The sequence below is a fragment of the Dethiosulfatibacter aminovorans DSM 17477 genome (assembly GCF_900142005.1).
GTDB lineage: Bacteria > Bacillota > Clostridia > Tissierellales > Dethiosulfatibacteraceae > Dethiosulfatibacter > Dethiosulfatibacter aminovorans.
Genome location: NZ_FQZL01000007.1, coordinates 48,468 through 75,380 on the forward strand (window position 1 = coordinate 48,468; position 26,913 = coordinate 75,380).

The window sequence follows — 26,913 nt, forward strand, 5'->3', positions numbered from 1 at the left end:
CCTCCAAATCACATTATATTGCAAATTCCCGGAATATTATTTAGAAAAGAATTCCTCCAAGGTATTTAAGTGTTCAGCAGGTACTGATGCCTTTATTGCAATTTCGATGTCTGACTGGATATCTTCTTCAAGACTATTGTATTCAGTCTTTACCTTATTCACTTCAGTTTCATAGTCATATCCATAATCATCAAGATAATTCTCCATGCTTTCTTTTATATCCGACACTATCTTCAGAGAATTTTCATCCAGCTTTCTTGCAAATTCTGTGTCCCCTTCCAGCACCTTTTCCAGTCCCAGAACAGTCATATTAAGAGAATAAACTGTTTCATCAGAAGGGATGTCATATTCAGGGGGATCGTCGTCATCATCATTCCCTGAAGACCCTCCAGATGATGATCCTCCTGAAGACGAGCCTCCCGAAGACGAGCCTCCCGAAGACGAGCTTCCAGATGATGAGCCTCCTGATGATGATTCTCCATCATCCGTATCTTCGGCTTCCGTATCTTCGGCTTCCAGATCTTCCTCCTCTTTTATATGAAGAGTCTTCAGAAGAGAAACAACAACCGATTCCCTCACAGCCGATTCATCTCCCAGGAATTTGCCTTCATGAAGCATCATAATGTCCCTTTGCAAGAGGGCATTGACGGAATCAATTGCCCACGAGGCTATTTCATCCTCCGTATCTGTAAATTCGTCTGCCGGATATAAAAGAATGCCGTTGAGTATGACAGCTACCTCCTGTCTGCTGATTGGCTTTTCAGGTCTGAAGGTTCCATCCGGATAGCCCTCTATGAAGCCTTTTTTTATTGCAACCTTGAGTTGACCTGAAAACCATTCCTCTCCTGTAACATCCGAAAACGGCAAACTCTCCGCTTCTTCCTTGTAGCCAAAGGTTCTGTTGATAAATGTAACGAATTCAGCCCTTGTTATTGTACCTTGAGGTCTGAATGTTCCGTCAGGATAACCCTTTGTCAATCCCCTTTCATAAAATTCCATTATCATTGAAGTATTGGGGTTGTTTTCGTCCAAATCCGTGAATGAAAATGCCGTCTGGCTTGAAAACATAATAAGCAGCAAAATTATGATGAATGTTTTTATAGAATATTTTATCTTCATCGTTTAAACTCCTTCATTTTAACAACTTCCAGTCCTAAGACCCCCTCAATTCTTTGGGCAATCTTTTCAGCACTCAAGCCATAGGCTTCCCTCAAGTATTTATGATTTCCAACGACACTGGAATATTCATCGTTCAAGCCAATTTTCATCAATTTGGCTCTTACTCCGCCCATTTCAGCCAATACCTCCGATACGGCACCACCGAATCCTCCAATTATATTATGCTCTTCCAAAGTTACTATCCAGTCACAATTACAGGCACAGGCTTCTATAGTCTCCCTGTCAATGGGTTTTACCGTTGGGAATGTATAGAGGGAAGGATTGACTCCATGATACTCAAGTATCCTGCAGGCTTCAAGAGCTTCATCAAATATGGCTCCTGTTGAAAAAATGGCTGTCTTTTCACCATCCTTGATTTTGATTGCTTTTCCAATCTTGAAATCATCAATGCTGTCATGCAGTTGTTTGTCATGACCTCTTCCTATTCTCATGTAACATGTTCCCTCATGCCCGTAAATGGCCCTGGTTACATATTCCACTTCCGTCAGATCTCCTGGCGCCATTACCGTAACATGAGGCAATGCTCTCATAATTGCCAGGTCCTCCGTAGCATGGTGACTCACTCCAAGTGACCCATAAGCAAGGCCTCCGCCTACAGACACTATTTTTACATTTGCCTTGTGATAGGCACAATCATTTCGTATTTGTTCCAGGCATCTCATGGTAGGGAAATTTCCTATTGAATAGGTAAATACAATCTTGCCTTCCAAAGCCATGCCTGCAGCAAGACTTGTCAAATTTTGTTCAGCTATTCCTGCATTTATCAACCGGTCGGGAAATTGTTCCCAAAAGGGTCTCAATACACCAAAACCGACCTCTCCCGTGACCAGGTATACATTCTTGTCTCTCTTTGCAATTTCAACCAGTGTTTTGATAAACCTGTCTCTCATAATATTTCCCCCTCCATGACATTGACATCGTACATGTCTTCTGTGCCATCAGGCATCTGGGCATGCAGTTCGGCAACGGCCGTATCATATTCCTCCCCTTCCTTTGGGAACCTGTAATGCCAGGATATCTCATTTTCCATATAGGATATTCCCTTGCCCTTGGTCGTATTCGCTATGATGACTGAAGGCTTTCCAAGGGAGGCTACCGCAGACTTGTATGCATTTCTCAGGGCATCATGGTCATGTCCGTCAATGTCCATTACATTCCATCCGAAGGCTTCCCATTTTTCTCTGAAGGGGCATATCTGCATAGAATCCTTGCAGAATCCGATACCCGATATCTTGTTGTGGTCTATGACGGCAATCAGGTTGTCAAGCTTGTAATGATTTGAAAACATTGCCGCTTCCCATACTGCACCTTCATTGCATTCTCCATCTCCAAGGATAACGAATATTCTGTGTTTTTTATTGTCCTTTTTGGCAGCCAGGGCCATTCCTACGGCTACAGGCAATCCGTGACCCAATGAACCCGTTGAAAACTCCACTCCCGGAATTCCAATATGGGAAACATGACCGGACAGCATACTGCCGTTGGCATAATGTGTTATCAGTTTTTTTGTGTCAAAAAATCCTTTTTCCGCCAGTGCAGCATATATTGCGGCTCCGGCATGGCCTTTGCTTAGAATAATTCTATCCCTGTCCTCCATATGAGGATTGTTGGGATCAACTTTTGCAATATCGTTATACAGTACTCCAATGATGTCTGCAACAGACAATATCGAACCTATATGGGCGCCACCTGATACATGGGTCATTTCTATTCCATGACGTCTTATTTTCCATGCTAACTGTAGACTATTCAATACTTTTTCCTCCTTTTCCATATATTCCTTAAGGTTTCCCTATACACGTCCTTCAAAATCAAATTTTCTTTTTGCTTCAACAACCATCTTTATTAAGTGGGGTGATAACTTGGCAACCATGCTGGCAGCTTTAATTCTCTTGTCAGTCAATTCATGGAATTTATATCTGTAGAGTTCTTTTACAAGCATATTATGTATCTCTTTATTCCCATCTTTGTCATTGCTCAGGTTTTGTATCAACAAGCTTATTACCAGTTGCATATAGCTTGTTTTAAACCTGTTAACATCAATGTCTTTGTTTTCTTCGACATCGTCAATGATTTTTTCAAAAGCCTTCAATGATGTCAGTTTCTTCTTGTTATATCCTGCTGATGTTTGCTTGTCGTGTATAATATGATGATAGTATTGCCCTTTGTCATAAACTACACAATCAGAATTAATAAAGCAGTCATAACAAAACAATAAATCTTCATATATATAAATATCTTCACAAAAACTTATGCACGTGTTACCTTTAATCACTTTCTTTGAAAACAACTTGTTCCAAATATATCCATGGAATTCATACCTGTCCAACATGTTGTTGATTGCCTCTACTCCGCTGTATCGAATAATATCCTCGGCAAGAACTTTATTCCTGAACCTGCCATCTGCTCTCTCAATGAAGAATCCACACATTGAAACATCCGCATTGTTATTGACCGCATTTAGAGTCAGTCTTTCAATCATGTCGGGTTCAATATAGTCATCAGCATCCATAAAGCCGATATAGTCTCCATCGGCCAATGCAAGACCTTCATTTCTTGCTGAAGACACCCCTCCGTTTTCTTTATTGATCAAAACTATCCGCTTGTCTTTTTTCGCATAATTTTGACACAGGTCAAGGGTATTATCTGTAGATCCATCATTGACAATAATAAATTGAATATTGCCATAGGTTTGGTTTATTATACTGTCTACACATTTTCCAAGATATTCCTCGCCATTGTAAACAGGCATTATCAGACTAATTTTGGGATTCAAATTTCATCACCAACCCTTATTCATCAGTTACCTCTTTCATCGATTGTTTTCTCCCATTTTCTTGTCCTTTCTACGATATATCCTTCTTGCGCCTTCAAGCAATCTGTTGAACAGAAAATCCTCGCCGCTGCCCCTATGAAGCTGCATCCTGATGAATGCTTTTTCAAAGAGAAGGCTTTGTTTCCCAAATAAGTCATGGCCACTGAATCCTCCAATTCGATACACATAAAATGGATCATCATTCAAATCGTTGTATGCCTTGCTGCAGTCTGTTGCAGAATAGTAACCTGCATCTTTGGCAATGTTTTGAGCTAATTGAACAGCTGGCGTACCACCTGTAGTCCATGCCAGAAACCTAACCTCCTTGTTGAGTTTTTTCTCTATTACTTCCTTGGACAGATGAATTTCATTGTAGAGCCTATCTGAATATTCATCATCTGTTTCATAGCGCCCAAGGTTTCCACGATATTTACTGTCAATTTCCCTGTTTAAGTCATTTACATATTGAAGCCTCTTCTTCTTGTTGTCTAAAAAAGTTATGCCTTTGCACTCTTTTTTAACAAACTCAACAATATCATCATTAACAAAAAAACGTTTTGCAGATATTGAATCGCCGTATTTAAATACGGGAGTTCCAATTTCAATGTCAGTGTCACAATAGTCTGACAGCCAAAGTGGCTTTCTGTCAACAAACTCATTCCACCAAAGCCAGTGATATCCATCGCCGGAATGATGGATATCTACAATTACAGGTTCCACAACATACCATGTATGTGTCATCCCATGACATTGAACATCAAAGATGCCGGAGTCATCAATCTCTTTTAATTCATTCCAGCTCATATAACCCCAGGATGCATCCGTTTCAACATCCTCACCATTGACTATTCTGTCATATATCTGTTCTCGAACAACCGGGCGTTGATCGACAAATTCAGGATTGACAAATACAGTTGCCTTGAATCCGTATTTTTTCAGCATAGGGTAGGCAATTGTATAGTTGTCCAAAAAACCATCGTCAAAAGTAATGATAAAGAGTTTTGAATCATCCGATATTTTTTTGGTTCTCAAATCATACAATTCCTGCAGGGAAATACTCTTGTATCCATTTTTCTTCAAGTACTTTAGTGTATTTTCAAATACTTTTATATTTGCAGACAAGAAAGACCAGGTTCTTTTTTTATTGTGAGTCATTATTGTATGAAAATTCAAAACAGGTATATTTTTCAGAATAATCAACTCCTTATTCAAACAATCACATACTCTTCAGGAACTTACATCAACTCCCGCTCATATATCTTCTTCATTTCTTTTTTCACATTTTCAATATCGAATCTTTTGATTGTTTCCAGGTTGCTGTCTCCCATCTTTCTCCTCAGTTCCTTGTCTTCTGCAAGGAGGTTGATTGCCCCTGCAAACCCTTCAATGTCATCCGGCTTGTACAAATATCCACCCTTGCCGTTTTCAATCAAATCTACATTGCCACGAACTTCTGAGCTTATGCACGGCAAACCTGCACTCATTGCCTCCATCATTGAACGGGGCAGTCCTTCCTGGTAGGATGAAAACAGAAATATATCGGCAATAGTCAACAATTCCCTGATGTCCGTCCTGAAACCCAGGAAGTGAATTTGATTTTCCACATTCATTTCTCTTGCAAGTCCCTTTAAAGAATCCAAATCGGGTCCATTTCCGCAAATCAAGAATTGCAGATTTCTATTTCCTGCTTTTGCAATTGCCTTGATTGATGCCCTGTAGTTTTTCCTGGCAATTAAATCACCCATGGCAATAAGAATAATGTCTTTTCCCGTCAGGCCCAGTGAATTTTTCAAGCCTGCACCATCCGCCGAAGCGATTCTATACTGTTTTGTATCCACTCCAACACCCGGTACAAAATATATGTTGCCATTATTGCGAAGCTTAAATTTTTGAGCAGCAGTATAATCCTCATTATTCATGGTTATTAGTGCATCCGTATAATGTGCCATCCTCATCTCTGCCCACTTGAACAAGGTTCTGTTTACCAATGGTGCTCCCTTGTAAAAATGAAACCCATGGGCCGTATAAATTATTTTGGAAACTTTTGCTTTTTTCCCGCAAAGCCGTCCCAAGACTCCTCCTATAGGCGTATTGCAATGGATGACATCAAAGCCTTCATCCTCAATCAATGTCAACATTTGCTTATATGCTTCAATATTACCCGGATTGAAAGGATTGCGAAAAAGATCAATATGGTGAATCGTTATATTGTATTTTGCTGCATCATCAACAGCCCCGGTACAATTTGCCGCAAAATGAAATTCATATCCTAATCCTTGGCTTGCCTCTATTGACGGTATAACGAAATTGGTTATTCTCTTAGAAATGTTACTGATAAACAATATTTTCTTCATGGCAATACTCCCAATACGATACTATTTATTTTTTTCTCCACCGGTTCTATCGTTCATATACAAGCCTTTTCTACCGACTACTGTCTCTATGGTCTTGAGAATTATTTCAATATCCAGTTTCATTGAAATATTGTCTAAATAATACAAATCGCTGGTTTCCCGTTCCTTTATAGATATGCTGTTTCTATAATAAGCCTGCGCATATCCCGTAATTCCCGGCCTTATAGAGAATTTTCTGAAATAATCGTCGGAATATGATTCTCTTTTGTCGTCAATACTGGGTCTTGGTCCTATCATGCTCATATCTCCCTTTAGTATATTGATTATTTGAGGGATTTCATCAATGCTCAGCGACCGCAGGATTCTCCCTGTACTGGTTACTCTGCTGTCGAATCTTGAACTGAATGCACCTCCGTCTTCATTGCGTATATCCGGTGCATCGACTATCATTGACCTGAATTTATACATATTGAATTTTTCAAAGTCCTTTCCAAGTCTTTCCCCGCAGTAGAAAACCGGTCCTCCATCCTCCAGCTTTATTGCAATTGCTACCGGTATACAGATGATCGCAAAAACCGGCAAAAGCAACAAGCTTACAAAAATATCCAATAATCGTTTTATATAATCCTTGTACATTTTGCATCTCCTCTTATAGGCCCTCACCTAAAGGAATATTCCCTACCAGCTTGCTGTTTCTGCAGACCAGGCACATTTTGGGATTTTATGTAATACCCTACTTTGTCATACTTGCCGTTGACAGGTCGAATTTCATCTCCTGACTCATAGTAAAAGTAGTATTCCAATCCATCCTTTGGAACAACAAACCTGTCCCTGTCCATGATTGTATTTGGTTTCTGGCAGAAAAATTCCAGCTCGTGACCAAAACAGATTTCTTTCCTCTTATCCAACTCACCCGTGTCACCATTGAGTAAATGTTCAAAAGTCAGTTTCAATATATTTATCCCCGTATGGTATGTTAAAAGCTTCCACATGTGGCAACCGTCCAACCGTGGGGTGACTTCAATGATATAAGGCCTTCCGTTTTCCATTTTCACCTGGAAATATGCAGGTCCATTCATGATACCAATGCGGTGACAAGCCTCCAATACCATTTTTTCCAATACTTTCAACTTTTCCCTATCCATTGTTTTTGAAGGAACTACGTGCTTGTTGACAAGCCCAAGATATTGAGGCCATGTTTCCCTGTCAGAGACAAACATGAAGCTCAATTTGCCATCAATCATGTAAAGATTCACAGATATTTCCGGTCCTTCAACATATTTCTCCACTATTACCTTGCCCGAGCGTGAGTGTTCTTTTACGGTTTGAAAATTTTCACGATACTCTTCAATGGAATTTACGAGATATATTCCCCTCTGACCCTGTGAATCAGTAGGTTTCATTATAAATGGCATTTTCAAATCAGGCCGGATCTTTTCATCCTCAAAAACCTGAAAGGGAATATTCCCTTCAAAACTCCTTCCCAGCGCTTGTCTCATCCTCTCTTTGTTGTTGCATATTGTTGCCGTTTTTGAAGATACGAAATAGGGCAGCAACAGTTTCTCGCTTATCTTGCTGGCTATTGGCATAGCCAAATCCGAACCCACTGAATAGACTGCATCTATATCGTATTTGCCAATATGTTCCATCACCTTTTCAATATCAAGTATATCTATGATATGAAAATGATCGGCTGCATCCGCTCCCGGTCCATCCTTGGCCATGGCACAGGCAAATGTTTCAAAACCCAGCTCCTTCAATACAAGTATGGCATCCATTTGAACCGGTGCGACTCCCAATATTAAAACTTTTTTCATATTTTTCATCCCTTTCCGATAATTTACAGATTAATTAATGCCTGTCAGCCTTTCCAGAATCTTCTTCAAACACTGAATCACATATACCGCATCATCGTCACTAAGGTGTGTATGTAGAGGAAGTGATATCTCATTCTTGTACATGTTGAATGCATTGGGGTAATCCCTTATGTCAAATCCCAGGTTTCTGTAGGCCGTGAACATGGGTAGGGGCTTGTAGTGGACATTGCATATTATGTCGTCTTCAGCCATTTCTTTAATGATTTCATTTCTTTCCCCTTCACCGATTCCGGGTATCCTCAAGAGATAAAGATGTCCGGTCGAAGCATAGTCATCTCCGAAATGCTTAAAACTTTGCACTATAAGAGGTTTAAGCATTTCATCATATATTCCAATGATTTGTCTGCGCCTTTCCAGGAATCCATCATACCTGCGTAACTGCACAAGACCCAGGCTGGCAAGGATATCAGTCATATTGCACTTATATCCGATGTTGATAATGTCATATTCCCATGTACCTTTTTGGTTCTTGGCAAGTGCATCCTTGGACTGGCCATGGAGGCTGTAGAGCATAAACTTCCTGTAAAGCTCTTCATCATCAAGCCCCAGATCATTTCTCCAAACAACAGCCCCACCTTCTGCAGTTGTAAGGTTCTTGACTGCATGAAAAGAGAAGCAGGTAAAGTCGGCAATCTGGCCACTTACCAGTCCCTTTCTCCTTGCTCCAAATCCGTGAGCTGAGTCGGTCAATACAATGACCCTATTGAATAATCCTTGTATTTCATTATTAGGCTTGAACAAATCCTTCTTACTTTCTACAACTTGGTAAATTGCATCATGATCACATATTCTCCCCGCCAAATCCACGGCTATTACAGCCTTGGTTTTTTCTGTAATTGAATCGGCCAACTGTGAATAATCCATTTCAAAGGAATCAGGCGCGGTATCCACCAAAACGATTTTTGCCCCCACGTGGTCTATTACCGCTGCAGAAGCCGTATATGTATATGCAGAAGTTATGACCTCATCTCCTGGGCCTATGCCTAATATCCGTAGTGTCAGCTCCATGGCGGCCGTGGCGGAATTAAGACATACGGCTTTGCTTACTCCAATGTATTCGGCTATTTTCCTTTCGAATTCCTTTGTTTTCGGTCCTGTAGTTATCCACCCTGATTTAAGAACATTTTCAACTTCATCAATTTCCTCCCGGGATATATCCGGAGGAGAAAAAGATATGTGTTTCCTACCTAAAACAATCACAAATTTCATCTCCAATTTGAACTCTGGTTCATCTCTTTTTCAATATGTCCCTGCTCCCATTTTTGAATTCCACTACTTTTCTTTCTACTCCCATACTCTCAGGATTATATTCGGGAACCAGTACTTGCAGTACTTTTTTGAGACTCTCAACATTTTGGCTATCTATACTGTCCTTCAGTTTGTCGAGCTGGTGGGTGAGGTAGTTCATTTCCACCAAGCATGGTTTCCCTATGTATATCTTATCGTGCAATGTCTGATTTATTCCTTCTTCATTCAAGAGGAGTTCCTCGAAAATCTTTTCACCAGGTCTAAGTCCTGTTATTTCAATATTTATGTCTTCGTAGGGTATGAATCCTGAAAGCTTTATAAGATCCTCTGCAAGGGTAAGTATCTTTACAGGTTCACCCATATCCAGAATGAATATCTCTCCTCCTTTCGCCATCGCTCCCGCCTGGAGCACCAGCAGGGATGCTTCCGGTATTGTCATGAAGTACCTGATTATCTCGGAATGAGTCACCGTTACAGGCCCGCCTTTCTCAATCTGCTTCTTGAACAGGGGTATTACACTTCCGTTGCTTCCAAGTACGTTGCCGAAACGCACTGCGGCAAATTCCGTATCACTCCCGGCATCGTATGTCCTGATGATCAGCTCGCATATCCTCTTGGTCGCACCCATGATATTTGTCGGGTTCACAGCCTTGTCAGTTGAAATCTGAACGAATTTTTCTACCTTGTATTTGTCTGCTATCCTGACAAGGTTAAGTGTCCCGAATATATTATTCTTGATAGCCTCATGGGGATTATCTTCCATCATGGGTACATGTTTATGGGCAGCCGCATGGAAAACGATTTCAGGTCTATAGGCCTTGAAAAGGTAATTCAGTCTGTCCTCATCCCTGATTGAACCCATCTTGGCAACAAAATCCAGTGTAGTTTTTTCCTTGTTGTACTGCCAGTCAAGTTCATGTTGCACATCATAAAGTCCATTTTCATTTATGTCAACAAGGATAAGCTTGGCCGGTTTGTTTTTCGCTATCTGTTTTGCAAGCTCAAATCCTATGGAACCGCATCCTCCAGTAATCATAACTCTTTTGTTTCTGATGAATTCTTTTATATCTTCGGTATTGAGACTTATCTCTTCTCTTCCCAACAAATCCTCAATCTGTACCTCCCTGATATTTGAAATATTAACCTTTCCATTTATTATTTCATATACCCCCGGTAGTATCAAAAGCTTGCATTTCGTCTTTTTGCATTCCTCTATTATATTCTTTATTTCCCTCCTTGAAACAGAAGGCATGGCTATGATTATCTCGTCTATCTCCTTGCATTCCGCTATGCGTTCAATGTCGTATCTGTTTCCCGCAACCGGTATGTTGTTTACAGTTTTTCCCTTCTTCATGGGGTCATCATCAATAATTACTACGGGCTCTCCCAGTTCATAGCTTCTGCTCCTTAGCTCTCTGATGGTCATAGTACCCGCAACTCCTCCTCCTATTATCATTATCCGCTTTTTCTTTTTCTTTCTGCGGGTATGTCCATAGGTCTTGTATCTACTATAAATCCTATAAGACAACCTTGTACCACCCAAGAAAGCCATATCAAATACAGTAATGAGCAGGAATACACTCCTTGGAATGTTTATCCCAATGAAAAAGGCAAGAACCAGGAAGGCGGCGTTTGCAAAAACTACCCCCTTCACTATATTTATAAGCTCATCAATGGATGCATATGCCCAAAGGCACTTGTAGAGTTTGAAAAAGTATAGAATTATGAGTTTTATGAATATTATGCCGACTATCAGATTTCTCAGGATCTCCACGTATAAAGCGGGGACCTCTCCTCCGAATCTCAGCATGAAGGACGCATATATGGAAATCATCATAAGGACTATATCCTCCACGATGAGAGAAACTGTTGCCAATCCTCTTTTCATACCATTCTCCTTATATGGTAATTTATACAATCGCTGGTGAAATAGTTTGAATGGACAATATACTCGTAGGTATTTTCTGTACTACAATTAGGGTATTATAGCAAGTTTTTTGAATGGTTTTATTGAGCAGGGGTTTTTACCGTAGGTTTAATTAAGTAGGTTTTATAAGTGGGTTTTCATATGTTTAGTCTAAAAAACTTTTTAAAAATGAAGGTATATATAAATTATATACCCACATTTTTATATTGTAAAGAGAACGTTAGTTTGACTAATCAGGCTTGAAAACAAACTAGTATTCGCAAGTTGAATCATCGTTTATCCATACAATCAAACTCTATTCTTCTTCCTCTTAAACATACAGCATTTTCAATAGTTGCACCAGATTCAAAAGTTTTCCCTGATATCCTCATGGATTAACTAAACAAGAAGAATCTAATTTGATATAATAAGGTAAGAAAAAATATTTCAAAAATAAAATCATGACTAACCTATACCGACACATTAATATGAGGATAAATCATGAAAAGAAAAAAAGTCAAAAAAACAAGAAATACAGCTTTGTGGACCACTGTCATCTTGTGGATGATGTTGATATATTTTTTATCATCACAGGTTGCATTGGATTCATATGAATTAAGCAATAGAATTAATAACATAATATTCAGGTTGATTGAAAAAATTGCCCTCCCAAGTGATTTTGATATTATATACTTCAGTAACTTCATCAGAAAAACCGGACATTTCCTTATGTATTTCATACTTGGAATCCTCGTATTATCATTGCTGAGGGGTAAACTGTCCCGTTCAAAAAGACTTGGGGCAGCAATGTTGATCTGCATTATATTCGCTTTGACAGATGAATTTCACCAAATGTTTGTCCCCGGAAGAACTCCTTTGGTCAGTGATATCTTAATTGACATTCTGGGATCCTTCTTCGGCATACTGGTAAAGCTTGTCCTGGAAACATCAGTTTTCAAGAAATTCAATGATAATTGAATTTGAAAGCCGAATTTAAAGGAACTCTAATGTTAGAAAACACAGTATAAATACTCCCTACTCCGTCGATACGATAATTCATTATTTATAAGGAAAATTATCGCATCTCCAAGTCGAGACCTCGCATTCATACAGTGTTTTCTTAGAAATGCCAAAAATCAAAAAAAGATATCAGCTCTCTTTTTGAGGTTCGCTGATATCTTTTTTCATATCTTCTTACACTTCAAGCCTTATTTTTCTTATGTCATCCTTGAGTCTCTGGATATCGGCTATGAATGCTTCAATATCCTCTTCGTGCTCAAGCTCGTCATTGAGTATCTGTGTTGCCATCTGATGTGTAGCATGGTCCCTGCCGTTGGTTATTTCTGCAATTTCATTGTATCTGGCTATGGCACATCTTTCCCCTTCCAGGTTTTGATTGAGTATTACTTCTACGTATGGGTCCAAGGGTTCCTCGTAACTGCATCCTGCCTTCTCCATCCATTTCTGGGGATGCGTGATTGGAGTTCCTCCAAGCTGGATTATCCTGTCGGCAACCAGCACTGCATGGCCAAGCTCCTCGTTTGCATGAATTAGAAGTTCAGCTTCCACCTCGTTGCGCATGGGACCTTCCATTAGTCTTGCCCCAATCCAGTACTGATAGTAGGCAAGCCACTCCTCTGCAAGAGCCATGTTAAGCTTCTCAATAAGCATTTCAACATCAAGATCGATAATTTCTATCGCCTTTCTACCCATAAAAACACTCCTTTCAAAATTTATCAAACTTTTGAACCAGTCGTTTCCATGCCGTCATTGCAGTAATATAGTCCTATTTCCATTATACACCTGTTGTTATATCAATTCAATCGGAACAGCGCCGACCCTAAGTATGCAATAAATTGTAATTTTTTTTGCAATAATGAAATGAAACTTTGCTTATTCCACTTCCGTCTAATATAATATTGTACGGAGATATTTTTTTGATTAGAACAAAATGGCACGGAATATCCCCAAATATAAATATAAAAGGCGGTATATATGAAAAACAAACTGATAGCTTTAGTACTTATATTTTCCATGATGTTTTCAACTTTGGCTTTTGCAACGGAATCCATAGATGGAGTTGAAATGACGGAAGAAGAACTTTTCAGCGATGATGTTGAATTCATGAAGTTGGTTGCTGAATTCGTAAAGGAAAACTATCTTTACGACGTATCCTACGAAGATATCCTTGAAGGACTCTACAAGGGCATGTTTGAAAATCTGGATGATTACAGCGTATTCTTCACTGCAGAAGAATACAAGGAGTTCACAACAGACATGTCTGGAGAATTCACCGGTGTGGGTATACAGATAATTAACGAAAACGACTTCATAAGAGTTGTGACCCCCCTCCATGAGTCTCCGGCAGAAAAAGCCGGCCTAATGGCCAAGGATATAATCAGATATGTTGACGGTGTGGACATAAAGGGATACACCACAGACGAAGCAGCCAGCATGATCAGAGGCCCTGTAGGCACAACTGTAATCCTGGGAATAGACAGGAACGGAGAAATAATCAACATACCCGTAGTCAGGGACAACATAGTAATAAGCTCAGTATTTTCCGAGATAATGGAAGACAATATTGGATACCTGAAAATCACGCAATTCAACTCCAACACCTTGGAACTCATAGCCGAACACATGGAATCTTTCATGGATGCAGGTGTTGAAAAGCTTGTAATAGACCTTAGGAACAATCCGGGTGGAAGCTTGAGCGAAGTACTGAACACTCTTGACCTTTTCGTTCCTGCAGGTCCCCTTGCATATGTAATAAAGGCAAACGGGGAAGAAACGGAGTACACCAGCAGCCTTCAGGTGCAAAATTTCGAGCTCGCCGTACTGGTAAATGAAGGAAGTGCAAGTGCATCTGAAATATTTGCAGGAGCAGTCCAGGACAGGGATGCAGGAACAATAATCGGAACTACAACCTTCGGAAAGGGAGTTGTACAGTCACTTTATCCTCTTAAGGACGGCAGTGCAATGAAGCTTACCACTGCAGAATACCTGACAGCCGGAAGAAACCATGTTCACGGAGTAGGAATAACCCCTGACATAATCATTGAAAACAAAAAACCTCTTTCTGAAATGGATACATCGGATATCCCCGAGTTCGACAAGAAAAGAAAGCCCGATGTCGGAATTGTAGGACTTGACGTACTGGCTTCCGAAAAGATTTTAAAAATTCTCGGCTATCCAGTCAGCGGTCCAGACGGCATCTTCGATGAGAACCTGAAGAAGCAGATAGCACAGTTCCAGTCCGACAAGGGACTCTATCCTTACGGAATACTGGACTTCACTACACAGGATACGCTTAAGACAACACTGGACAATTACTCGGTGGATACGAGTGTTGACCTGCAGCTTGAGAAGGCGCTGGAGGTTCTTGGACAGTAAAAAAAAGCTCCCGAGCGGCTGTACATCGCAAAGGGGCTTTTTTCTAGCTTAAGAAAGTTGTGATAAGCATAACACCCCAAAACATTGGTGTTTTGCATGTAAGGATACTTTCTACGCAGTTTGCGCGGCAGAGCCGCTAAGTAGTTGGTTGTATTTTTGTATTTTATGGATTATTTTGATTATCTTAGGTTCGTATTCTTATACTTCTGAAAGTTTCTTCGCTACTATAGTTGTTCCTGTCTTTCCATGAAGTGCATTCTCAGCTTGTGCAAGTGAAGTGATTACGGCCTTTCTTCCCGGTTTTGAGTCTGCAAACATTACAGCAGCCTTTACCTTTGGAAGCATGCTTCCAGGAGCGAAGTGTCCTTCTTCCATGTACTTTCTTGCTTCGTCGCAGGTAAGCTGGTCAAGGTTCTTCTGGTCGGGCTTGTTGAAGTTGATTGCAACCTGCTCAACCTCTGTAAGGATAAGCAATACATCAGCATCGATTGACTCTGCAAGCTTTTCAGCAGCAAGGTCCTTGTCGATAACTGCAGCCACGCCCTCGTATCCGCCCTGGCCGTCTTCCACTACAGGGATTCCGCCGCCGCCGCACATGATAACAATAGTAGAGTTCCACAGTCTTCCAAGAGTATCAACCTCAACGATTTTCTGTGGCATTGGTGAAGGTACAACTCTTCTCCATCCTCTTCCTGCGTCTTCTTTCATTGTATAGCCTTTTTCTTCAGCTATTGCTTTTGCTTCTTCTTCAGTGTAGAAAGGACCTATTGGCTTTCTAGGATTCTGGAATGCCTCATCGTCCTTGTCAACAGCAACCTGCGTAAGGATAGTTGTAACGGGAAGGTCCCTGTCTCTCATTCTAAGAGCCTTCTTCAAGCTTTGCTGGATGTGGTATCCGATGTATCCCTGGCTCATCGCTCCGCAAACGTCAAAAGGCATTGGAGGAGTTACATCCTTTGCCGCCTCAGATGCAAGAAGTATTCTTCCAACCTGTGGTCCGTTTCCGTGTACGATTGCCATTTCATATCCGTGTGAGCTTATGTCAGCCAGCACTTCACAAGTCTGAGCAACAACTTTTAATTGTTCTTCCGAGGTTGCCGGTCTTCCTTTTTCTTGTAGTGCGTTTCCGCCAAGGGCGATAACCACCTTAGGTATCTTATTCATAATTTGCCTCCTAAATTTACTTTTCGTTAATGAAATCGTTTTCCTCTTGTTAGGCTGTGTGTTTTGCCATCACACAGCACTTCTGATATAGTTATGGTTTTGCAATGGGCCTTCCAGCTCAGGAAAACCCATCTTGTAAAGCACCTTGGAACGTGGTGCGTTGCTTATGCCATAGTTGCGACCATAACGGCCTTTATTGTATGCATTCTGTTTTCTGCTTCATCGAATACTTTCGAGTACTTGCTTCTGAATACTTCATCAGATACTTCCATTTCCTTAAGTCCGAACTTCTCTTCGATTTCCGCTCCAACAGTAGTCTTGTTGTCGTGGAATGCAGGTAGACAGTGAAGGAATATCATATCAGGATTTCCAGTTGCCTTAACCATGTCCATGTCTACTCTGTATGGCTCAAGAAGCTTGATTCTCTCTTCGAACTGATCCTCTTCACCCATTGACACCCAAACATCAGTGTAGATTACATCAGCGTCCTTGACACCTTCTGCAATATTGTCAGTAAGCTCGATTACGGCTCCAGTCTCTTTAGCAACTTCTCTCATTTCAGCAACAAGTTCTTCTGAAGGGAAAAGCTCTTTTGGTGCAACTCCTACGAAATGCATACCCATCTTGGCAGCACCTATCATCAAAGAGTTACCCATGTTGTTTCTAGCATCTCCAACGTATACGAACTTAACCTTGTTAAGAGGCTTTGCGATGTGCTCTTCAACAGTCAGGAAATCTGCAAGGATCTGAGTCGGGTGGTAAAGGTCTGTAAGACCGTTCCATACAGGTACTCCAGCGTGTGCAGCAAGATCATCAACAGTTTCCTGCTTGAATCCCCTGAACTCGATTCCATCGTAGAATCTTCCGAGAACCTTTGCAGTATCTTCGATAGTCTCTTTCTTGCCCATTTGAGACTGAGTCAGGAATGTAACATTTGCTCCCTCGTCGAAAGCAGCCACTTCGAAAGCACATCTGGTTCTTGTAGAAGTCTTTTCGAAAAGAAGTACTACGTTCTTTCCTTTAAGAAGGTCGTTCTTGATTCCTGCTCTTTTCTTTCTCTTAAGATCCATTGACAGGTCAAGCATGAATCTGATTTCTTCCGGTGTGAAGTCCTTAAGTGTGATAAAGTTTCTTCCTTTTAAATTTACTGGCATTTTTTCCTCCATTATTTAGCCACTCAGTGGCATCATTAATTTATTTAATTCAATAACAGTTCACTAAAGCAAAGAAACACTATCCACTTCGTGTCTACCGCAATTTCATTGCTGTGTCCTCTGTCCCGGGAAAGTCTTGTTCAAAATCCCTTGATGCGTTGGTATTTTGATTTATTTCAAAGGTTACTTTCCCTATGGACACTATCCACTTCGTGTCTACCGCAATTTCATTGCTGTGTCCTGTTAAAGGTCGTCTCTCACCAGAGGCATGCTCATGCATCTTGGACCACCGCGGCCTCTAGACAATTCCGAACTTGGAATTACATGAGTCTTTACTCCTCTTTCTTCCAATATCTTATTTGTTACATAGTTTCTTGAATAGACCACAACTTCGCCAGGTTTTATGGCCAATGTGTTTGATCCGTCGTTCCACTGCTCCCTGGCGGCATCTATGGGGCTGTTGCCGCCGCACTTGATAAGCTCTACGTTGTTCAGATTCAAATGCTTGCAGAGAATGTTTTCAAGGGTGTCATTTTCCTCGTCGATTCTTATCTTTCCTTCATCAAGGGTAAGTGCGTAAACTGTAATGCCACCCTGGATGTTCGGATGTATTGTGAACTTGTCCCTGTCAACCATTGTGAACACCGTGTCAAGGTGCATGAATGACCTTGTCTTTGGTATGTCGAAGGCAAGAACTGTATCGAAGTCGTTTTCCGCCCTAAGAATCCTGTCAGCACATATCTCTATTGCCGAAGGATCTGTTCTCTGAGATATTCCTATTGCTATTGTGTTTTTATCAAGTATCAGGATGTCTCCGCCTTCAAGGGCGAATCTGTCATCCCGGTCGTACCACAACGGTATATTGTAGTCTGCAAAATCAGGATGATGCTTGATGATATATTTCGTAAAAAGTGTTTCCCTGTTTCTTGTTGATGTCCTCATCTTGTGAAGAGATATTCCGTCTGCTATTGAGGCAAAGGGGTCCCTTGTGAAATAAAGGTTGGGCATTGGGTCTATTATGAACGGATAGTCGTTGTCCAAATAGTCCTTCAATCCTCTTTTTGTGAAATTTGTAAGTTCAGTCTTTCTGAGTCCTGCCATCATCTTGTCTATAAGGACTCTCTTGTCAAACTGCAGGAAGTAGTCCATTAGAACCTCAAGTCTTTTTTCGTTCCATACTCCTGCCTCATGGAGGTATTCCCTGATGAGCATCTTCTTCACATCACAGTCTCCAATTGATTCAGCTGCAAGATCCTCCAGATAAACAACCTCTACTCCGTTATCCTTCAATATCCTGGCAAATGCATCGTGCTCTTCCTGTGCTATCTTCAAATATGGGATATCGTCAAAAAGAAGTCTTTCAAGATATTCAGGCATAAGGTTCTCAAGTTCCTGTCCTGGTCTGTGCAACAATACTTTCTTCAAGTTTCCTATTTCATTTGTAACGTTTATTGGTTTCATAAATACACCTCTTTCATCTTTATACTTATATATTATGAAACAGCATTTCAAATGTCAAGAACTTTTTATATTTATACAGCTATTGTATATTTATTCAGTTATTCCCAGGTCCTTTACTTCCTCTTCAATTCGCTTCACGGTATAAAACAATCTTTCTTTTATCATGTCCAGTCCTCTGTATTGAAGTCTGCTTTTAGGTCCTGTGACGCTTATTACCGCTAATATTTCACCATTGATGCCGAAAACCGGCCTTCCCATACAGTATAATCCGTAATCATATTCCTCGTCATCGACGGAGTATCCGTCTTCCAGAATCGATTTTCTTTGCTGCATAAAATCTTCAAATTTACATACAGACTTGATCGTTCTCTTCTTCGCTTTCCCCTTGCTGAAATACTCCTTGATCTCGTCTTCCGACTTGTGTGAAAGAAATACCTTTCCCGATGAAGAGCAGTTGTATGGTGCAACGGGTATCAACTTGGATACCAGGGATGTCTGTTCCCCCCTGACTCTTTCAATTATAAGAGCTGCATTTTCATAGTCGATTGCAATATTCACGGTTTCTTCAAGCTCGTTTGCCAGCTCTTCCATATATGGTTTAGCCACGGAATGTATGTTGATGTCTTCTTTTACTCTCTCGCTGTATTTGATGAACTTGCCTCCAAGAGTATATTTCTCGGTGCCGTGCATCTTTGTTACAAGCCCTCCCTTTGCCAGGGTGATGAGAATCCTGTAAACTGTAGCCTTTGGAAGATCCAACTCCTGAGATATTTCCGAAACACCCAGTGCCTTGTGCGATTCGAATATTGCCTCCATAACACTTACTGCTCTTTCTATCATGGTTATATAATTATATTCTTCCTTCAATTCGTCACCTCCAGTCTGTACCCTCATTATATCATTCTTGAAACAGTGTTTCAAGTTATTTATATATTTTTTTGAAACACCTTTTCCAAGAAACCAAAGAGTCAACAAAAGGGTCGTTTCCTTTTGTTTTTCCCTGCTCTTTTAATAAAAACAGGACCCTGGAAAGGGTCCTGTTTTTATTGTAAAATTAAGTTGTTTCGTTTTTTACAGCAGTCTGAGTCCCGTTACTTCCAGGGACTGTATACCCAGAAATTTTTTAGCCGTTATGACAAGTCCCTTCTTCTTCACGTCTGCTCCCTTGAAGAGGTATACAGTATATCCGTCAATTTCAAACCTGTCGAATTTATCCACGCTTTCCAGGGGTTCTCCTGCCGTCACGGTAGGTTCTCCTATTTCAATACAACATCCTGCAACAAACAAGTCTACAGTAACTGTTACCATATTCTTTTTTTCAAGATATTTTTTCGCCTTGTCCGTAAGTGTTATATTCATATTCAAACTTCCTTTCAGTAAGACTTAAACAAAATTCCAAAGTTTCAAGGGATTTTATTTAGATCTTACCTGTTTCAAATTAATTGCTTATGTTAGTTGGCTTTGCTGCCTGTTCTGTCAACGGGTGACTTTGATGTAAGCACAGACCATGATTGCTTGGCCAGTACTATGGCAAGTACAAACAGTATGGCGCCTATAACTACCAGGATGTAATTTCCACTTGCAATATTGCTCTTAACCAGCAGTATCAGAGCAAAGAATGTTACTACAAACATGAACACCATTGGTATTGAAAACATCTTGTAGTCTTTTCCCTGATTCTTCAACCAGGTTGCAACAGTCATCAATGCTATTGCTGCAAGAAGCTGGTTTGCAGAACCGAATATCGGCCATACCTTTGTATATCCAGCAACTCCCAGTAGTCCTCCCAGGGCTACGGTTACAAGAGTTGCAAAGAATTTGTTTGTAAGAAGGGCATTGCTTTCCTTTCCTGTTGCTGAATCAGAGTTGTCAAAGAATTCCTGGAATATGAATCTTCCGATTCTTGTTCCCGTATCAAGTGATGTAAGTGCAAATGCTGAAATTGCAAGAGCGACGAATGATTTACCAACATCCTTTGCCAATCCGAAACCAGTCATGAATTGTCCAACTCCATCTGCAAATACGTTTGTTGCTCCACCTGCCGATGCAAGTTCCGCCAGCTTGTCTGCTCCGATGTATCCAGCTGTAATAAGTGCGATTACTGCCAATACACCTTCTATAAGCATTGATCCGTAACCTATGAGCTTTGTATCCCCTTCCCTGTCGACCTGTTTGGAAGTCGTACCTGAAGATACCAGCGAGTGGAATCCTGAAATCGCTCCACATGCAACTGTTACGAAAAGTATGGGGAACATAAGGCTTCCGTTTACATTGAATCCTGTTACTGCAGGAAGCTCAAGACCTGGTCTGTACACAATAAGTCCAAGAACCGCTCCACCTATCATTGCATAAAGCAGGTAGGAATTCAGGTAATCCCTTGGCTGTAGAAGAATCCAAACCGGTGCCACTGATGCTATGAAAATGTAGACAAGTGTAATTACATACCATGCGTTGAAGGAAAGTACTATGGGGTTGTTGAGTCCAAACCATATGCATCCTATCAATAGAACTACGCCAACAACCGTTGCCATACCCAAAGGTACATTCATTCTATTTACAGAAAATCCAAATGCTATTGCAAGGATTATGAAAAGAAGCGATGTAGTCGCAACTGCAGGTACAGCTACGAAGGTTTTAACAATTACATTGGCAAAGGCTGCTATTACCAGAAGAAGTGTAAGCCATGCAAATATTGAGAAAAGCTTCTTTCCTGATTCTCCAACATTCTTTTCTATTATGTGTCCAACTGATTTTCCTTCATGTCTTACGGATGCGAAAAGCGAACCGTAGTCATGTACACCACCGAAAAATATTGATCCTACGATAATCCATAGGAATACCGGAAGCCATCCGAACATGGCAGCCGCTATAGGTCCTACAATTGGGCCCGCACCTGCTATAGATGCAAAGTGATGGCCAAGGAGCACAGGCGCCTTTGCCGGTACATAGTCGACACCGTCAGCCAGTTCATGTGCCGGTGTGGTTTTTGACAGATCAACTCCCCATTTCTTGGAAAGCCATGCTCCGTATGTAACGTAAGCAATTAAAAATATAACTATTGCGATTAAAACTAGAAATAAAGACATATTTGCCTCCTATTAAAATTTTTATGTTCAAAGGCCTTTCGGCACTTGAATCATCATTTGGTATATGACAGAAGCTTGACTAATGGCATTTTTCCGATGGCCTTCAAAACAGTCGATTTTCCATCTCTTTTCTTGCCTTCATGCGGTTCATAAAATCTTGCCACCTTTTTTGCCTCGCGGCTTGTGGTCACCTTGCCCGACTCAAGCTCTACTATAATGAGCCTTATGGAAATCCAGCCGTGTAGTCCGAACTTGAAGGATTTTTGATACTTAAGCTTTTTTACTTTCTCCAAGGTTTCCTCATCCACCGGCTTTTGCGTCACTATGATTCCTGTAAATGTTGTTGTCATGTGCTCTTCACTAGGCTCTACAAAATCTTCAGCCGACTTCCTGATGGTACTGAATACCCTGTCCACTTCCTTGAAGCTTACATCTTCCACCGTCTTGAAGAAGCAGTATTCGTTGTTTTCATATGCATAAAGCACAGTCTGCTTTGTAGCAATATATTTTTCATTTCTTATATGTGATTTGGCTGCAAGCTCAAATTCAATATTTCCTAATTTCATATTGTCCATTAAATCGAAATTTGCACTGAGCTTCTCAGAAACGTTTTCAAGATAAGTTTTATACTCCATAAAGACCTCCTTCATGACTGCATTTTAGCACTATCTTGTCGTTTGTTGTGGATTTCTGCACGAGATGCACACATCTCTGCATGAAATGCATACATAGGCCTATTCCGCTGCATGAGATGCATAAAAAAAGAAGATGCGTGTCTGCATCTTCTCATATCTTCATTAACTTCTTGAATTCCTTCACATAGCTTCTGCTTACGGGAATTTTTTCGTCCATCCCCTCTATGGTAAGCATATAGGTGTTGTTGAACCACATCTCAATCTCTTTTATCTTTTCCACATTTACGATATATGACCTGTGGCTCTTGAAGAAAATTTCATCGTCAAGCTTGTCCTCAAGTTCCGAGATCTTGTAGTTTGCGGTGAAGGACTCGCCGTCTCCGTAGGACACTTCAACCTTTCTTTCATTGGCCTTAATACATGAAATCTCATCAAAGTTTAGAACAAGTATCTTCTCTCCATTTGTGAAGGACAGCTTCCTGGTTTTGCCGCCATCGTCGCTTGCCTTCACCTCTTCCGGTTTCCTTGCTGATTTGACTTCCCCTGCAGACCTTGCCTTTCCGACTCTTTCTTCAAGTTTGTTAAGTAGGCCCGTAATCCTCTCCCTGGAGTAGGGTTTGAGAAGATAATCGAAAGCTTCAACCTGAAATGCATCCAGGGCATAGTCCCTGTATGCTGTAACGAAGACAAGCTCCGGCCTCACCTCAAACCTGTGGATTATCCTAGCAAGCTCCATTCCGTCAAGATTGGGCATGTTGATGTCCAGGAATATGACATCAATATCCCTGCTGTCCTGCAGGAACTTAAGCGCCTGAATGGAGTTCTCAAATTCTCCTGCAATCTCTATGGAGGAATGGTTTTCTATGAAATATCTGAGTTCCTCCCTTGAAGGCTTTTCATCATCTATTATTAAACAGTTCATACTTTTCCCCCGTTCTAATGAATTCTTCGTTTTTATCATGGTATATCCTGAATGATATCCTGGTTCCCTTTTCCAGCCTTTCAATTACCAGACCCGAACCGTATATTAGTTTAAGCCTGTTGTGTACGTTCAGAAGGCCTATTTTCTTTTCATTCATTGTATCGCTCTCAAGCTTGCTGATTATTTCCCGGGAAATACCTATGCCGTCATCCTCGACGGAAACAACTGCAGAATTGAAATTATCCTTGTATGCAGATACCTTTATGGTGATTTTTCTATTTTCCTCGGCAGTTGTATTGGCCCTCATCCCATGCTTGATTGAGTTTTCTACCAGGGGCTGAATTATGAACATGGGTATCTTTATGTCAACATTTTCATCCACATAATACTCAATGTTGACCCGATCGCCGAACCTAGCCTGCTCTATTCCTACATATGATTTCACATGACCTATTTCCTCGCTTATGTCTATAAGTTTCAGGGAGCTTTCTATATTGTATCTTAGAAAATCCGAGAGGTTTATTATCAAGTCCCTTGCCTTGTCAGGATCCAATCTCACCATGGATACGACTGTATTTAGAGCATTGAAGAGAAAATGGGGATTGATCTGGGTTTGAAGCGCCTTTATTTCAGACCTTGAAGCCTCCCTTTTAAGCTTTTCAATCTTGATCAGCTCAAACTGGGTGGAAAGAAGATTTGACAGTCTTTCAACAAGAACCTCCTCCTTGTATCCCATGACCTGGTTTCCCTTGTACATTATGACAAGCTCTCCAAGAATCTTGCCCTCTTCATAGAAGGGAGAAGCAACAAGAGTCTTGTATTTTGTTGCGCCGTATGTCTTGTCAAGCCTGTTTATCTGCGCAACTTTTTCAGATTCAAAGTCTTTTCCTATGTCCTCTATTATTCTCTGATACAATTCATACTGATTATCCCCGAATTCCCTGGAAGAAGCCAGGACCCTGTCCTTTCCGGTCATAAGAACACAGTCGGCCTCAGTGGACTCTTCAATTATCTTGCATATTTCCGAATATGACTGATTGTCGGGATTAAGAAAATAGGGCAGTGTTTTGTCTGCAATATCAAGGGCCATTGCCGACTGCTTTGCTGCCATGAGGTCCTTTTCCTTGAATATGTTCTCGGTTATCAGCAGAAGTATGGCTATTCCAAGTGTATTGAAAAACTCCATGGGAACCAATATGGTCTTGACTATGTCGAATGCAAGTTCAAAAGGCTTTGACATCAGGAGAACCAGACCCATGTTCAATGTAACAACGACTATTCCAGCCATGATACCGTATTTCCATCGTTCGTAATATTCTGTCCTTATGTAAATATATCCTGCAAAAAAACCTCCAAATACTGTTGTGATGGCACAGGGAAGGGACGAGATTCCATGGGGGTCGAATAGGTATCTGTGTATTCCCGCTATCAATCCTGCTCCAATTCCCACAAAGGGTCCGCCCAGCAATCCACCGAATATCACCGACAGTTCCCTTGTGTTTGCAATTGCCCCCTTTATGTTGACTCCCGTATAGGTTGCAAATATGCCCAGCCCTCCAAAGAGGACTGCCATGAACACCCTTTCTCTAAGGTTTGTCTCTTCCTTCAGCAGCATCTGCTTGAAGATTTTCTGATTTGAAAGAAGTATTACAGTTATCAGTATTATTGCAAAATTGCCTGAAAGTTCAGTTAAAAGATTAAACATATTGTCTCTCCATTAATTGATTTTATCTCTGATAATAATTATATATGATTTCATGGTAAATTACAGGTTAATTTTCATCATGTCAGGTGTCATATTTGGGGAAAATGTGATATACTTTCTTCTAAGAGTCAATACATAATCCCAACTTGAAAGGCATATGTATTTTTAACTTTCCCAAGCTACAACAGAGGTGATATAAATGATAGATTTACACGTCCATTCCAACTTGTCGGATGGTACAGATACAATAGACGAGCTTCTTGATATTGCAGAAAGCAGAAATGTTTCCGAATTTGCCCTAACGGACCACGACACTGTTCTGGGTGTGGAAGACATAATAAAAAAGGGTATGAAAAGAAATATTAAGGTAATACCCGGTATAGAACTCAGTACTTTTTCCAATGGATTGTCCATACATATTCTTGGCTATATGATAGACTGGAAGAACAGCCAGCTTCTTGACTTTATAAATATTACGAACAAGCATTTGAGGGAATTCTCCCTTGGGATGATGACACGGCTGAAAAAGGACGGCGTCATAGACTTCAGTCCCGACAGGGTGGAGGAACTCAAGACCTACAAGGATGCCATTTACCTCTCGGACCTTATGAAATCAATGATACACGACGGTTACCAATTTAAGCTTGAGGACTGGCCGAAGTTCTTTGCCGACACCTTCGGCAAATACAAGATGCCCATGACCAATGCCTTCCCCTGGGCTCCTGAGGATGCCGTTGAAATCATAACTGCTGCAGGAGGAGTATCATCCTTCGCTCATCCGGCAAGGATAGGAAATGCTGACATTAAAGAAATGGAACGACTTCTGCCTCACGGCCTCAACGGAGTTGAAGTCTTCTACCCCTACCACGATGAAACACTAATGAGAAAATACATAGACTTCTGCAGAGCCAACGACCTGCTGAAGACAGGTGGAACCGACTGGCACGGCAAATTCACCTACTGGGATTCAAAACTCGGACAGTACGGTGTCAGGGATTCCAAGCTTCTTTACGAATACAATATAGCCAACTGATTCAAAATAATAACTTTACCATAAATTAAAAGATAAAGAATTTCTCGCAATTGTGTGAAATCCTTTTGTGTAATAATGCTAAATCTCCGTTTTCAGCTATTTAGCAGCTTCATGACCTTGTTCAGGGATATCTTGCCGTATCTGGCTATTTCCCTGTAGCTCATGGATGTCATTTCCTTAAGTGACTTTACGGACTTTTCATTCACACCCTCGAAATTGGTGAAAATCCTTTCTGCAATCTTTTCCTTCCTGTTATCTACGGATTCCTCTATGTCTAGATAAATATTCTCGTCGTCCCCCCTGTGGAGGGCTATGAAGTTCTTCCTGAAATTATCCCTGTCATAGCATATATTGTTCTTCACAAAATTGGAATCCACCAAGAGGGGCGTCTCGTAGAAATACTCCTTATAGCTGCACCACTTGTACTGGTAGGGATCCTGTACAATTCCGGCCTCCACCGGATTGAGATGGATATACCTCAAAAGCCCTAGAAAATACACATTGTCCTCAACAGGCTGGCTCTTGTATCTATCCTGGAATACGTGTCCGATTATATGCCTGTTTTTGTTGTAGTATGCGGCATACCTCTGGTTGATAACCTTGATGAAATCATTCAGTTGATGCTCTTCCTCCTTTACCATGAGATGGTAGTGGTTGTTCATTATGCAGTAGGCATACATCTTGAATGGATGCTCCTCCTTCACTTCCTTTATTATGGAGTACAGCTTTCCCTTGTCCTGTTCATCCTTGAAGATCCATTTCTGGTTGTTCCCCCTTGCCATGACATGGTATATTCCAGTGGAGCTTTCTCTTCTCTTCCTTCTGGGCATTTCGCACCTCCTTTTAAAAGTCGGTTCCTTTTGTTTTTTATAGCTTCATTATACCATATACGGGTACCATAAACAAACATCTGTCCTTGCAAGTTTCAAAATAGCTTGAACATATGTTGAATTTTCAATATTTTAAAATGAACTGCAT

Annotated in this window: 24 protein-coding genes; 3 read left to right on the forward strand and 21 right to left on the reverse strand. The window is 40.8% G+C overall.

Annotated elements, in window-relative coordinates; all coding sequences use genetic code 11:
- Positions 1 to 36: 36 nt before the first annotated feature.
- From BUB05_RS05475 to BUB05_RS05520, 10 genes are read right to left on the reverse strand one after another with little or no spacing between them, the layout of a single operon-like run.
- Positions 37 to 1,119, reverse strand: coding sequence for an S-layer homology domain-containing protein (locus BUB05_RS05475; RefSeq protein WP_073048365.1), 1,083 nt, complete (start codon positions 1,117 to 1,119; stop codon positions 37 to 39).
- Positions 1,116 to 2,069 (reverse strand): transketolase family protein, encoded by a 954-nt coding sequence (locus BUB05_RS05480; protein ID WP_073048368.1) that lies wholly within the window; start codon positions 2,067 to 2,069, stop codon positions 1,116 to 1,118. The genes BUB05_RS05475 and BUB05_RS05480 overlap by 4 nt, the downstream gene beginning before the upstream one ends.
- On the reverse strand, positions 2,066 to 2,932 hold the full coding sequence (locus BUB05_RS05485; RefSeq protein WP_073048730.1) for a transketolase: 867 nt from the start codon (positions 2,930 to 2,932) through the stop codon (positions 2,066 to 2,068). The genes BUB05_RS05480 and BUB05_RS05485 overlap by 4 nt, the downstream gene beginning before the upstream one ends.
- 39 nt (positions 2,933 to 2,971) lie before the next feature.
- Positions 2,972 to 3,955, reverse strand: a complete 984-nt coding sequence (locus BUB05_RS05490; RefSeq protein WP_094762741.1) for a glycosyltransferase family 2 protein — start codon at positions 3,953 to 3,955, stop codon at positions 2,972 to 2,974.
- Positions 3,956 to 3,991: 36 nt separating this feature from the next.
- Entirely contained in the window at positions 3,992 to 5,206 is a 1,215-nt protein-coding gene (locus BUB05_RS05495; protein WP_073048371.1) for a polysaccharide deacetylase family protein, read from the reverse strand.
- A 23-nt stretch (positions 5,207 to 5,229) separates the two neighbouring features.
- Positions 5,230 to 6,348, reverse strand: a complete 1,119-nt coding sequence (locus BUB05_RS05500) for a glycosyltransferase family 4 protein (protein ID WP_073048373.1) — start codon at positions 6,346 to 6,348, stop codon at positions 5,230 to 5,232.
- 21 nt (positions 6,349 to 6,369) lie between these two features.
- Entirely contained in the window at positions 6,370 to 6,984 is a 615-nt protein-coding gene (locus tag BUB05_RS05505; RefSeq protein ID WP_073048376.1) for a sugar transferase, read from the reverse strand.
- Positions 6,985 to 7,007: 23 nt separating this feature from the next.
- On the reverse strand, positions 7,008 to 8,165 hold the full coding sequence (locus tag BUB05_RS05510) for an ATP-grasp domain-containing protein (RefSeq protein ID WP_425430038.1): 1,158 nt from the start codon (positions 8,163 to 8,165) through the stop codon (positions 7,008 to 7,010).
- A gap of 30 nt (positions 8,166 to 8,195) precedes the next feature.
- Entirely contained in the window at positions 8,196 to 9,425 is a 1,230-nt protein-coding gene (locus tag BUB05_RS05515; protein ID WP_245819759.1) for a DegT/DnrJ/EryC1/StrS family aminotransferase, read from the reverse strand.
- A gap of 28 nt (positions 9,426 to 9,453) precedes the next feature.
- On the reverse strand, positions 9,454 to 11,361 hold the full coding sequence (locus BUB05_RS05520; protein ID WP_073048382.1) for a polysaccharide biosynthesis protein: 1,908 nt from the start codon (positions 11,359 to 11,361) through the stop codon (positions 9,454 to 9,456).
- A gap of 519 nt (positions 11,362 to 11,880) precedes the next feature.
- On the opposite strand from BUB05_RS05520, the gene BUB05_RS05525 reads away from it, so the two are divergent.
- Positions 11,881 to 12,357, forward strand: coding sequence for a VanZ family protein (locus tag BUB05_RS05525; RefSeq protein ID WP_073048385.1), 477 nt, complete (start codon positions 11,881 to 11,883; stop codon positions 12,355 to 12,357).
- Between the two features lie 216 nt (positions 12,358 to 12,573).
- Here BUB05_RS05525 and BUB05_RS05530 read toward each other — a convergent pair whose 3' ends face one another.
- The gene (locus BUB05_RS05530; protein WP_073048387.1) at positions 12,574 to 13,092 is read right to left on the reverse strand and encodes a ferritin-like domain-containing protein; all 519 of its coding nucleotides are present in this window, start codon (positions 13,090 to 13,092) and stop codon (positions 12,574 to 12,576) included.
- 282 nt (positions 13,093 to 13,374) lie between these two features.
- On the opposite strand from BUB05_RS05530, the gene BUB05_RS05535 reads away from it, so the two are divergent.
- Complete coding sequence (locus tag BUB05_RS05535; protein WP_073048390.1) at positions 13,375 to 14,775, forward strand: S41 family peptidase; 1,401 nt, start codon at positions 13,375 to 13,377, stop codon at positions 14,773 to 14,775.
- 198 nt (positions 14,776 to 14,973) lie between these two features.
- On the opposite strand, the gene arcC is transcribed toward BUB05_RS05535, so the two are convergent.
- The 9 genes from arcC to BUB05_RS05580 all read right to left on the reverse strand — a co-directional run bounded on the left by arcC (position 14,974) and on the right by BUB05_RS05580 (position 24,902).
- Positions 14,974 to 15,939, reverse strand: coding sequence for a carbamate kinase (gene arcC, locus BUB05_RS05540; protein WP_094762743.1), 966 nt, complete (start codon positions 15,937 to 15,939; stop codon positions 14,974 to 14,976).
- Between the two features lie 164 nt (positions 15,940 to 16,103).
- On the reverse strand, positions 16,104 to 17,093 hold the full coding sequence (gene argF / locus BUB05_RS05545) for an ornithine carbamoyltransferase (RefSeq protein ID WP_073048392.1): 990 nt from the start codon (positions 17,091 to 17,093) through the stop codon (positions 16,104 to 16,106).
- Positions 17,094 to 17,336: 243 nt separating this feature from the next.
- A complete protein-coding gene (gene arcA, locus BUB05_RS05550; RefSeq protein ID WP_073048395.1) occupies positions 17,337 to 18,554 on the reverse strand; it encodes an arginine deiminase in 1,218 nt (405 codons plus the stop codon).
- Positions 18,555 to 18,644: 90 nt separating this feature from the next.
- Positions 18,645 to 19,421, reverse strand: coding sequence for an IclR family transcriptional regulator (locus BUB05_RS05555; protein WP_175548509.1), 777 nt, complete (start codon positions 19,419 to 19,421; stop codon positions 18,645 to 18,647).
- Between the two features lie 204 nt (positions 19,422 to 19,625).
- On the reverse strand, positions 19,626 to 19,913 hold the full coding sequence (locus tag BUB05_RS05560; RefSeq protein ID WP_073048401.1) for a CC/Se motif family (seleno)protein: 288 nt from the start codon (positions 19,911 to 19,913) through the stop codon (positions 19,626 to 19,628).
- 92 nt (positions 19,914 to 20,005) lie between these two features.
- Positions 20,006 to 21,640: a carbon starvation CstA family protein gene (locus BUB05_RS05565; protein WP_073048404.1), complete on the reverse strand. Its 1,635-nt coding sequence runs from the start codon at positions 21,638 to 21,640 to the stop codon at positions 20,006 to 20,008.
- 53 nt (positions 21,641 to 21,693) lie between these two features.
- On the reverse strand, positions 21,694 to 22,275 hold the full coding sequence (locus BUB05_RS05570) for a DUF8052 family protein (RefSeq protein ID WP_073048407.1): 582 nt from the start codon (positions 22,273 to 22,275) through the stop codon (positions 21,694 to 21,696).
- 151 nt (positions 22,276 to 22,426) lie between these two features.
- A complete protein-coding gene (locus BUB05_RS05575) occupies positions 22,427 to 23,197 on the reverse strand; it encodes a LytR/AlgR family response regulator transcription factor (protein ID WP_073048409.1) in 771 nt (256 codons plus the stop codon).
- Complete coding sequence (locus tag BUB05_RS05580) at positions 23,175 to 24,902, reverse strand: LytS/YhcK type 5TM receptor domain-containing protein (protein ID WP_073048412.1); 1,728 nt, start codon at positions 24,900 to 24,902, stop codon at positions 23,175 to 23,177. Before BUB05_RS05580 ends, BUB05_RS05575 begins: the two co-directional genes overlap by 23 nt.
- Positions 24,903 to 25,101: 199 nt before the next feature.
- On the opposite strand from BUB05_RS05580, the gene BUB05_RS05585 reads away from it, so the two are divergent.
- Positions 25,102 to 25,935 (forward strand): PHP domain-containing protein, encoded by an 834-nt coding sequence (locus tag BUB05_RS05585; protein ID WP_073048415.1) that lies wholly within the window; start codon positions 25,102 to 25,104, stop codon positions 25,933 to 25,935.
- A gap of 92 nt (positions 25,936 to 26,027) precedes the next feature.
- Here BUB05_RS05585 and BUB05_RS05590 read toward each other — a convergent pair whose 3' ends face one another.
- Positions 26,028 to 26,765, reverse strand: coding sequence for a transposase (locus tag BUB05_RS05590; protein ID WP_073048418.1), 738 nt, complete (start codon positions 26,763 to 26,765; stop codon positions 26,028 to 26,030).
- Positions 26,766 to 26,913: the final 148 nt, after the last annotated feature.

Coding starts and splice junctions, on each gene's coding strand:
- BUB05_RS05475 (WP_073048365.1), bottom strand. CDS start 1,119: ATGAAGATAAAATATTCTATAAAAACATTCATCATAATTTTGCTGCTT.
- BUB05_RS05480 (WP_073048368.1), bottom strand. CDS start 2,069: ATGAGAGACAGGTTTATCAAAACACTGGTTGAAATTGCAAAGAGAGAC.
- BUB05_RS05500 (WP_073048373.1), bottom strand. CDS start 6,348: ATGAAGAAAATATTGTTTATCAGTAACATTTCTAAGAGAATAACCAAT.
- BUB05_RS05505 (WP_073048376.1), bottom strand. CDS start 6,984: ATGTACAAGGATTATATAAAACGATTATTGGATATTTTTGTAAGCTTG.
- BUB05_RS05510 (WP_425430038.1), bottom strand. CDS start 8,165: ATGAAAAAAGTTTTAATATTGGGAGTCGCACCGGTTCAAATGGATGCC.
- BUB05_RS05520 (WP_073048382.1), bottom strand. CDS start 11,361: ATGAAAAGAGGATTGGCAACAGTTTCTCTCATCGTGGAGGATATAGTC.
- BUB05_RS05525 (WP_073048385.1), top strand. CDS start 11,881: ATGAAAAGAAAAAAAGTCAAAAAAACAAGAAATACAGCTTTGTGGACC.
- BUB05_RS05530 (WP_073048387.1), bottom strand. CDS start 13,092: ATGGGTAGAAAGGCGATAGAAATTATCGATCTTGATGTTGAAATGCTT.
- BUB05_RS05535 (WP_073048390.1), top strand. CDS start 13,375: ATGAAAAACAAACTGATAGCTTTAGTACTTATATTTTCCATGATGTTT.
- arcC (WP_094762743.1), bottom strand. CDS start 15,939: ATGAATAAGATACCTAAGGTGGTTATCGCCCTTGGCGGAAACGCACTA.
- argF (WP_073048392.1), bottom strand. CDS start 17,093: ATGCCAGTAAATTTAAAAGGAAGAAACTTTATCACACTTAAGGACTTC.
- arcA (WP_073048395.1), bottom strand. CDS start 18,554: ATGAAACCAATAAACGTTACAAATGAAATAGGAAACTTGAAGAAAGTA.
- BUB05_RS05560 (WP_073048401.1), bottom strand. CDS start 19,913: ATGAATATAACACTTACGGACAAGGCGAAAAAATATCTTGAAAAAAAG.
- BUB05_RS05565 (WP_073048404.1), bottom strand. CDS start 21,640: ATGTCTTTATTTCTAGTTTTAATCGCAATAGTTATATTTTTAATTGCT.
- BUB05_RS05570 (WP_073048407.1), bottom strand. CDS start 22,275: ATGGAGTATAAAACTTATCTTGAAAACGTTTCTGAGAAGCTCAGTGCA.
- BUB05_RS05575 (WP_073048409.1), bottom strand. CDS start 23,197: ATGAACTGTTTAATAATAGATGATGAAAAGCCTTCAAGGGAGGAACTC.
- BUB05_RS05580 (WP_073048412.1), bottom strand. CDS start 24,902: ATGTTTAATCTTTTAACTGAACTTTCAGGCAATTTTGCAATAATACTG.
- BUB05_RS05585 (WP_073048415.1), top strand. CDS start 25,102: ATGATAGATTTACACGTCCATTCCAACTTGTCGGATGGTACAGATACA.
- BUB05_RS05590 (WP_073048418.1), bottom strand. CDS start 26,765: ATGCCCAGAAGGAAGAGAAGAGAAAGCTCCACTGGAATATACCATGTC.